Genomic DNA, 9,217 nt, shown 5'->3' with positions numbered 1-9,217 from the left:
CCGCGGAGCGGGTACCATATCGCTGCGCGATATGCAAGCGAACACCCGCGCTGCGCGCGGGTGTTGCGCTCCCGCTCCGCGGGAGCGCTGGCGGGATGCTGCGCATCCCGCTCACCACCATTGCTGCGCAATGATGGTGACGCTCCGTCCGCTGCGCTCCCGGAGCTGCGGTGGACTACGTCCACCAGGCGAGTCTTCCGCTTCGCTTCAGACTCCAGGCGGGTCCGCTGCGCTCCCCCGCCTTAGCGGCCCTTCCGGCTGCGCCTCCAAGCCGTCAAGGCCCGCTGTCGCAGGCCTGGCTGGCTACGGGAGTCTCGGCTGGTCTCCTTGTGTCGTGCAGCCCGGTTGGCAGTTATGAGACAGATCCACATGAGGACAAGGCCGGCCACCACCACGATGCGCACCGCGCTGTCACCATCGATCACCCGCCACACCAGCAGGCCGATACTCAGACAGAGCATCGGCCAGTACAACCGCGGCCCCCACCGGTTACCCGGCCTCGTCCATGACGGCGGAACACCGGAATCCGGGCGTTGCTCCATATACGCCTCCCATCCCCGATCGCCTTACCGCCAACTGCCGTAATAGACATGCCCTTTCGTATGTATCAGGAGCATCAGGAGGCGATGCCACGGCCGGATCGGCTTTGGATTAGGAGCGCGGACTACCGGGTTCAAGCGTTCACGTGGCGTGGGACAACGGCATGTCGTGGTGCAGCGTGATGTGCCGGCCTGTTCGCTGTGCTGGCCTGGATGCGTCGCAGCCACAGGGAGGCCGTGAGCAGCAGGCCGGTGAAGACCGCCAGGAGAAGTACGGAAACCCACATCTGCCGGCTTGCGGGGTGCGTCCATCCCATCCAGGCCGCCGCGGCCGCCCACAACAGGACTCCTGCCGCGTAGAGGGCGCGGACCTGGCGCAGCTGGCGCTCGGCCCGCAAGGACATGAGGTGATCAGTCTTGGGTGCCATGCCGGCCCGTGTACCCCGAACCACGCTATCCAGTGGACGGTCGCTTGAACACTCTCAGGTTTCGCTGCCCGGCTTCCATGGCCTACCAGTCGGTTCGGCGGTCTGGGCGGAGCCCTCCAGGGCGCTGTGGAACTTCTCCTTGAAGCTCTTCGGCGGGGCCTCCTTCTCCTCCTGTGTATGCATGAGCCGGGCGGTGGTCACTCGTATGTGACACTCGCGGTGCCGCTGCCTGAGGAGCACCACCCATGCTCCGTCCTGGGTGAGGAATGCCTGCCGGGCGGGCTGGTCTCCCGGTCGGGCGTGCCTGGCCAGGACTGCCGGCACGTACTGCAGGGCGAGTTTTTCGGCCGCTGCAGCGGCCTGTTCCTGGTCTCCTGCGATGTGCTGAGTGGCCACCAGTTTCCAGCGGTGCAGTCTGAGTTCCACGCCTTCGGCGCGCTTGGTCTCTCGTGTGTCCTCTTCGACGAGGACGTACCACTCGGCGGTCATGGTTGGAGCCTATCTTTCCTCTGCTGGCCGAAGCGCGATCCTCGGGTTGATGCAGCATGTAGGATTGGCGAAAACATGGCACATCCTGGGAGTGGAGTGCTTGGAATTTTGCAGGCGGGGCGCTGCTCCTCGCTTGCGGAAATAGGTGGGGAGGAAATTGGGATGGGTTCACTTCCTGACGTCGAGGTATGGACACCCGCACACAAAGCCGTGGAAGGGGGCGACTACGAAGCGCTGACCATCCTTCTTGACGCGGGAGCCGACCCGAACGAGCTGTGCTTCGGTCACACGCTGCTGACTCACGCCATCGACCTCGAGGGAGACGGCCACCTGCAAAGGGGACACCCACTGAACACAGCTGCCACGGCCATCCTGTTGGCCTACGGTGCCGATCCGCGGCTGCTGGGCTCGGACGGTGAGACACCTCTGCAGATCGCCCATAGCTACGATCGCGAGCCCGCCAAACGCCTGCTGCAGCGCTACCTGACAACCGGGCAGAAACCAACGCTCTGAACAACGGGGACACCAACGGACATCGTCCCCATCCCGCGGTCGAATGGACCGCCCTGGCGTCCAGGGCGTCGGCCACCCGCAGGCGCAGTTCGAGGATGGGGATCCGGGATGCTGCTTCCAGGGTGCTAGACGACCGGGAACACACACATCCCGCAGACTTCCGACTGATCGCGCACAGAGGCCCCAGGAGCAGCTAGGAAATGCCCGGAATTCAGCTTCGAGAACACCAGGTGGACGCTAATAGGCGTATCCGCAGGTGGGTGGGATTTCCTGCAAGATCACCTGTGCCTGTTCAGGGGGCGCGCGCCACGGTGGTGTCCGCCACGGGGTCCGGGAAGACGTTCACCGCCGCTGCGGCGGCGCTTGAGTGCTTCAGGGGCGGCCGGATCCTCGTCATGGTGCCCACCCTGGATCTGCTCGTGCAGACCGCCCAGGCGTGGCGGAGGGTCGGCCACAGCGGGCCGATGGTCGCGGTGTGCTCGCTGGAGAAGGACGAGGTCCTGGAGCAGCTCGGGGTGCGGACCACCACCAACCCCATCCAGCTCGCCCTGTGGGCGGGGCACGGGCCGGTGGTCGTGTTCGCCACGTACGCCTCGCTCGTGGACCGCGAAGACCCCGAGGACGTCACGGGCCGGGCGAAGGTACGTGGGCCGCTGGAGGCTGCTCTGGCGGGCGGGGAGCGGCTGTACGGGCAGACGATGGACGGCTTCGACCTCGCCGTCGTCGACGAAGCCCACTCAACCGCCGGTGATCTCGGGCGGCCGTGGGCGGCGATCCACGACAACAGCAGGATCCCGGCCGGCTTCCGGCTCTATCTGACCGCGACCCCGCGCATTCTCGCCTCCCCCCGCCCGCAGAAGGGCGCGGACGGCCAGGAGCTGGAGATCGCGACGATGGCCAGCAACCCGGACGGGCCGTACGGTGAATGGCTGTTCGAGCTCGGGCTGTCGGAGGCCGTCGAGCGGGGCATCCTCGCCGGGTTCGAGATCGACGTGCTGGAGATCCGCGACCCCTCCCCCCTCCCCGTCCCACTTTCGGAGGAGGCGCTGCGCGGGCGGCGCCTGGCGCTGCTGCAGACCGCGCTCCTGGAACACGCCGCCCGGCACAACCTCCGTACCGTCATGACGTTCCACCAGCGGGTGGAGGAAGCCGCCGCCTTCGCGGAGAAGATGCCGCAGACGGCAGCCCGGCTGTACGCGACCGAAACCTCCGAGAAGACCCTGGCCGCCGCGGACGCCCTGCCGAAGTCGTCCATCGACGCGGAGTTCTACGAGCTGGAGGCCGGCCGCCACGTGCCCCCGGAGAGGGTGTGGTCGGCGTGGCTGTGCGGCGACCATCTCGTCGCCGAACGCCGGGAGGTCCTGCGCCAGTTCGCCGACGGCATCGACGCCGGCAACAAGCGCGTGCACCGGGCGTTCCTGGCCAGCGTGCGGGTCCTGGGCGAGGGCGTCGACATCGTCGGCGAGCGCGGCGTGGAGGCGATCTGCTTCGCCGACACCCGCGGCTCCCAGGTCGAGATCGTCCAGAACATCGGCCGGGCGCTGCGCCCGAACCCCGACGGCACGAACAAGGTCGCCCGGATCATCGTGCCCGTCTTCCTTAAGCCCGGCGAGGACCCGACCGACATGGTCGCCTCCGCCTCGTTCGCACCCCTCGTAGCCGTCCTCCAAGGCCTGCGCTCCCACTCCGAACGCCTCGTCGAACAGCTCGCCAGCCGGGCACTGACCAGCGGACAGCGGCACGTGCACGTAAAGCGGGACGAGGACGGCCGGATCATCGGCACCACCACCGAAGGAGAGGGCGGGCAGCACGAGAGCGAGGGCGCAGTCGAGTCAGCGCTGCTGCACTTCTCCACCCCGAGGGACGCGGCCACGATCGCGGCGTTCCTGCGCACCCGGGTGTACCGGCCCGAATCCCTGGTCTGGCTGGAGGGCTACCAGGCCCTGCTCCGATGGCGGAAGGACAACCACATCACCGGCCTGCACGCCGTCCCGTACGACACCGAGACCGCAGCCGGCGCCACCAAGGCATTCCCCCTGGGGCGTTGGGTCCACCAGCAGCGGCGCACCTACCGCGCCAGCGAACTCGATCCCCACCGCAAGACACTGCTCGACGAAGCCGGAATGGTGTGGGAACCCGGCGACGAAGCCTGGGAGAACAAACTCGCCGCGCTGCGCTCCTACCACCGCGCCCACGGCCACCTCGCCCCCAGACGCGACGCCGTATGGGGCGACGCCGACAGCCAACTGGTCCCGGTCGGGGAACACATGGCCAACCTCCGCCGCACCCACGGCCTCGGCAAGAACCCCGAACGCGCCGCAACGCGGGCCGCCCAGCTGGCCGCGATCGACCCCGACTGGAACTGCCCCTGGCCACTGGACTGGCAACGCCACCACCGCATCCTCACCGAACTCGCCGCCGACGAACCCGATGGCGTCCTGCCCGACATCGCCCCCGGCGTCCTATACGAAGGCGACGACCTCGGACGATGGCTCCAACGGCAACGCCGCAGCTGGGCAGAGCTCACCGAAGAGCAGCAGCAGCGGCTGACAGCCCTGGGCGTGAAACCCGCCGAACGACCCGCCCCAGCCTCAGCGGCCAAGAGCACCGGGAAGGCATCAGCCTTCCAACGAGGTCTGGCGGCCCTCACCCAGTACATCCAGCGGGAAGGCAGAACCGTCGTTGGAAGGGCGCACATTGAGGAGTTGCCGGACGGTTCGGCGATCAGGCTGGGTGTGTTTCTGAGTAACCAGAAGGCCAGGCGTGACCGTCTGGATGCGGAGCAACGAGCAGCCTTCGCTGAGCTGGGCTACGCCTGGGCCGAAGAGCAGCCCGAGCGCGGCTGACAGCACATCTGCGAGGTCAGGGGCGCCCGGCAGGACCGGCGGACCTCTGTGGCATGCGTTTCCCTTTGGCTTGTTATGCCCATTACCGGATGAGCCGACAAGACGTTTGGCTCTGTGTGCGGAGCACGAAAGCGGAGCACGAAATGGGATGCGGAAAAGGCCGGGCCGGCCGATGTCAGAGCTGTGGACGTACGGTTCTTGGCTGCGAGCGGGACTACGGAGTGTTCGCCGTGGCAGGCGGCGGCCGCCGAAGTGGCCTTCGAGCAGTGTCCGCCTCTGAGGCCGTTTTCAGCCCGCAAGGGCAAGCGCATGGCGCCGGGATGGTGGTGGTCGGCGACCACCGGACGGCTCGTGCACTACGGCTCTGGGGCGATGCGGCTGCATCTGATGCTGCTCGACCGCGATCCACGCGTCAGTGGCCTGGCCAGTCGGCCACTGGAACTGCGGTGGCGTGCGCCGGGCGGAGTGCGTACGCATGTCCCGCAGGTGATGCTCCGACTCACCGACGGCCAGGGGGTCTTGGCTGACTGCACCGCCAGAGGGGAGCTTTCTCGGCGGCAGCGGTCCCTCGCGGCGGTGGTCGGCGAGGTGTGTGCGGCGGTGGGCTGGCGGTACTGGGTGCTGGGTCCGGTCGATCCGGTGTACCGGCGCAACGTGACCTGGCTGGCCGGGTACCGGCATCCGCGGTACCACGGAGGACAGCAGCTGGCCGCGGCGTTGCGGGAGTCGTTCGCCGACCGTACGCCGCTGTGGGAGGGCGTGCGCCGGGCCGGGGATCCGATGGTGGTCCTTCCCGCGCTGTTCCATGCTCTGTGGGCGGGGCGGCTGTCCGCGGATCTGGGCGCTCCCATGCATGAGCGGATGCCGGTGTGGGCGCGGCCGGCGTGATGGGGGCACGGGGCCGGGGGTCCGTCGGGCCGGTGGTCGAGGTGGGGTCCCGGGTGCGGTTCGAGGGGCGGGCCTGGACGGTAGCGGCCCTCGCTGGCGGGCAGGTGCGGCTGATCGCCGAGAACGGCGAGATGGTGGCGCTGCTGCTGTCGTTGTTGTTCGCCGATGAGGGGTTCGAGGTTGTGGCTGCGCCGGCCATCTGCCGGGTGCCGCCGCTGGGCTTGCCGGAGTCGTTGCCCGCGCCGGTGCGGGAGCAGGCGCTTGTCTGGGAGCGGCACGTGCGGGAGGTGGAGACGGGGCACCCGGGCGGATCCGGTGCGGTCGGCCCTGCGCGGGCTGAGTACGACCCGCAGGTGCGGACGTTGGCGCAGCGGGAGGAGGCGAAGGCGGCAGAGCTGTTGGCGGCGGGTATGCAGGCCAGCGCGGTGACGGTGCGGCGCATGCGGGCCCGCTACCGCGACGGCGGGCTGTGGGGACTGGTGGATCAGCGGGCCGCCCGGCCTCGGTCGGCACTGGGGCGTGCGGATGAGCGGGTGGTGGCCGCTCTGCGGGAGGTGCTGGAGGCCGGGCAGGAACGCTCCAGCGGGACGCTGGGGCGACTTCGGGTGTACACCGAACGGCTGCTGGCCGAGCGGCACGGCCACGGGGCGGTGCCGCTGCCGTCGACTGCCACGTTCAACCGGCTCGTGCACGCCCTGGCCGACAGGCTCGGGCTGCTGGGCAGTGCGCGGCAGCGCCGCTGGCGCTCGGCGCGGCCGGCTCCCCCGTTCGTCCCGACGACGGTGATGACGCCGGGTGAGCTGGTGATGATGGACAGCACCGTGCTGGATACCTTCGTGGTGCTCGACGACGGGGTGGTGGAGCAGCCCGAGCTGACCATCGCGCTGGATGTGGCGACCCGCAGTATCTGCGCGGCCGTGCTGCGCCCGAAGGGAACCCGCAGTGTGGACGCGGCGCACCTGCTGGCGCAGATGATGGTCCCCTCGCCGATGCGGCCTGCCTGGCCCGAGGCGCTGGCGATGGAACGCTCAGTGATTCCCTACGAGCGGCTGCTGAGCGTGGATGACCGCCTGGAAGGGGCCGCAGCGCGCCCGGTCATCACCCCGCGGACCGTCGTGGTCGATCAGGGCAAGGTGTTCGTCTCGTCCTCGTTCGTCGCCGCCTGCGGGTCGCTGGGCATTTCTCTGCAGCCGGCGCCGCCGGGCAACGGGCCGGCCAAAGGGCATGTGGAGCGCACGTTCTCTTCGATCAACACGCTGTTCGCCCAGCACGTGGCCGGCTACACGGGTTCCCACACCGGTGAGCGCGGCCGGGATGCCGAAGGCGAGGCGGTATGGACGCTCGCCCAGCTGGACGACCTGCTGCAGGAGTGGATCATCTGCGGGTGGCAGGTCCGCCCGCACGACGGGCTGCGGCACCCGATGATGCCCCGCCGCGCTCTGTCGCCGAACGAGATGTGGGCGGCGCTGGTCGCCGTGTGCGGATACGTCCCGGTGCCGCTGGGGCGCGAGGACTACATCGAGCTGATGCCCGTCAAACGGCAGAAGATCAACGACTACGGCATCCGCATCGACTACCGCACCTACGACCACCAGGTCCTCAACCCCTACCGCGGCGAAGCCTCGCCGGCGGCGGACGGCCTGTGGGAGATCCACTACAACCCGCACGCTCCCGGCCAGGTCTGGGTACGCCTGCCCAAACCCGGCCAGCCGCGAGGGCACGGGTGGCAGACGGTGCCCTGGATCCACCACACCCTGGTCACCGCCCCGTTCACCGACTTCACCTGGCAGCACATCAAGCGCACCGTCGCCCAGCGCAGCAACCGCGTCCAGCACGAACACGACCTGGCCCTCGCTCTGCGCGAGCTGCTGGAGCGCGCCGCCGCCGGGCACGGCAGCCGCCGCGACAAGGTCGTCGCCGCCCGGGCCCGCGCCCACGGCGCCGCGAACGAGGACGGTGCGGTGTGGGGGCTCCTGTACGGCCAGCCGCCGCAGACGGAAACCGACAGGCCCAGCGAGGACGACGCCTTCGGCCACGGTGAGGACCTCTTCGACGAAGACGAAGAGGAGGAGGCAGCCGACGCAGCGGGTGAGCACCAGCACCCTGGGCCCGCTGGCACCCGGGGCCTTGCAGCAGCCGGGGCAGAGGGCGGACAAGCGCGGCCGGCGCGAGATTCCTCCGTCACGGTCTACGACCCCTTTGAGGAATCCCTGCGATGGTGAGTCCACTCTCGAACGACGCCGCCGGGTTCGCTCCGCTGGCCCCTCCGACCCTGTGGCAGGGCTGGGACGCCTTCGTCCACCGGGCGCCGGCTCCCGCCCGGGACGCCGACGACGGCGCCTGGTCTCAGACGGGGCGCGAGGACTACCACTCCGAACTCGCCGTCATGCGCACCCCGGCCATGGACAGTGTCTTCACCACCGTGCGACGGCTGCTGCTGGTCAACCGCCGCCAGCAGGCGGGCGCCCGGCGCGGTCTGATCATCTCCGGTCCGGCCACGACCGGGAAGACCACCACGATGATGGCGCTCGGGCGGTCCTTCCAACTGGCCGACCAGCGCCAGCACCCCGGCCGGGCAGAGCGCAGGCCCGTGCTGTTCATCAGCGTGCCGCCGGCCGCCACCCCGAAGATGCTCGTCAGCGAGTTCGCCCGGTTCCTCGGCATGCCCATCACCGACCGCCTCAACCAGACCCAGATCACCGGCGCCGTGTGTGACCTGCTGGGCGAACTGGGCACCCAGCTGGTCCTCATCGACGACGTCCACCTTCTGGACACCCAGCGGCGCGCCGGCGCGGAAACCTCCGACCAGCTCAAGTACCTCGGCGAACGCATCCCGGCCACCTTCGTCTACTCCGCCATCGACATCGAGACTTCCTCACTGCTCAGCGGAGTACGCGGTGCGCAGATCGCCGGCCGCTTCAAAATCTTCCGCCACCGCCCGCTGGCGTACGCGACGGAGCAGGACCGGGCTGTCTGGAACGACCTCGTCCGGGCCATGGAGAATCTGCTGCGGCTGCGCGCACACCGGCCCGGAACCCTGGTCAAGCACGCCGCCTACCTCCACGCCCGCACCGGCGGGCGGATCGGCAGCCTCTCCCACCTCATCCGCGAAGCCGCCCTGATCGCCATCACCGAAGGCACCGAGCGGATCACCAAGCAGTTGCTGAGCGAGATCGAGCTCGACGCGGCCGCCGAAACCCGGGCCCGGCCGGTCCGGCCCGCACGACGGAAGTAGGGGCATCCGGCGTGGCGCACCGGTCCAGCACGACGGCACACAGCCGCAAGCCCGGGAACGAGCATGCGGGAGACAAGCCGGCGGCGTCCGGCGTCCTCGTCACGGACCTGGCCGGCGGGGCAGCCGGACCGGTGTCTCCGCTGCGCGGGGAGCTGACGCTGTCGTTCCTGAACCGGCTCGCCGCCCGCTACCACCTCGGCCTGCGCGACCTGCTCGCCGCCATCACCGAGACCGACGGCCGGCAAAACGTCGCCGGGATGCTCCATCCGGACAGCGAGA

6 protein-coding genes are annotated in these 9,217 nt (G+C 69.5%); 5 read left to right on the top strand and 1 reads right to left on the bottom strand.

Going from position 1 to position 9,217, the window contains the following annotated elements; all coding sequences use genetic code 11:
- Nucleotides 1-1,021: 1,021 nt before the first annotated feature.
- Nucleotides 1,022-1,456: a hypothetical protein gene (locus ACTMVF_RS25070; RefSeq protein WP_441273349.1), complete on the bottom strand. Its 435-nt coding sequence runs from the start codon at nucleotides 1,454-1,456 to the stop codon at nucleotides 1,022-1,024.
- A 162-nt stretch (nucleotides 1,457-1,618) separates the two neighbouring features.
- Here ACTMVF_RS25070 and ACTMVF_RS25065 point away from each other — a divergent pair, with 162 nt between their 5' ends.
- From ACTMVF_RS25065 to ACTMVF_RS25045, 5 genes are all read left to right on the top strand, one after another.
- Nucleotides 1,619-1,969: an ankyrin repeat domain-containing protein gene (locus ACTMVF_RS25065; protein WP_441273348.1), complete on the top strand. Its 351-nt coding sequence runs from the start codon at nucleotides 1,619-1,621 to the stop codon at nucleotides 1,967-1,969.
- Between the two features lie 200 nt (nucleotides 1,970-2,169).
- Nucleotides 2,170-4,815, top strand: a complete 2,646-nt coding sequence (locus ACTMVF_RS25060) for a Helicase associated domain protein (RefSeq protein WP_441273347.1) — start codon at nucleotides 2,170-2,172, stop codon at nucleotides 4,813-4,815.
- Between the two features lie 183 nt (nucleotides 4,816-4,998).
- Complete coding sequence (locus ACTMVF_RS25055; RefSeq protein ID WP_441273346.1) at nucleotides 4,999-5,703, top strand: TnsA-like heteromeric transposase endonuclease subunit; 705 nt, start codon at nucleotides 4,999-5,001, stop codon at nucleotides 5,701-5,703.
- 32 nt (nucleotides 5,704-5,735) lie between these two features.
- Nucleotides 5,736-7,925, top strand: coding sequence for a Mu transposase C-terminal domain-containing protein (locus tag ACTMVF_RS25050; protein ID WP_441273345.1), 2,190 nt, complete (start codon nucleotides 5,736-5,738; stop codon nucleotides 7,923-7,925).
- Nucleotides 7,919-8,938 carry a TniB family NTP-binding protein gene (locus ACTMVF_RS25045; RefSeq protein ID WP_441273344.1) on the top strand — a complete coding sequence of 340 codons (1,020 nt, stop codon included), beginning with the start codon at nucleotides 7,919-7,921 and terminating at the stop codon, nucleotides 8,936-8,938. The genes ACTMVF_RS25050 and ACTMVF_RS25045 overlap by 7 nt, the downstream gene beginning before the upstream one ends.
- Nucleotides 8,939-9,217 lie beyond the last annotated feature (279 nt).

This window comes from Streptomyces sp. SD31 (assembly GCF_052068475.1).
In the GTDB taxonomy this organism is placed as follows: Bacteria; Actinomycetota; Actinomycetes; order Streptomycetales; family Streptomycetaceae; genus Streptomyces.
This window is presented reverse-complemented; position numbering and strand designations above follow the sequence as displayed.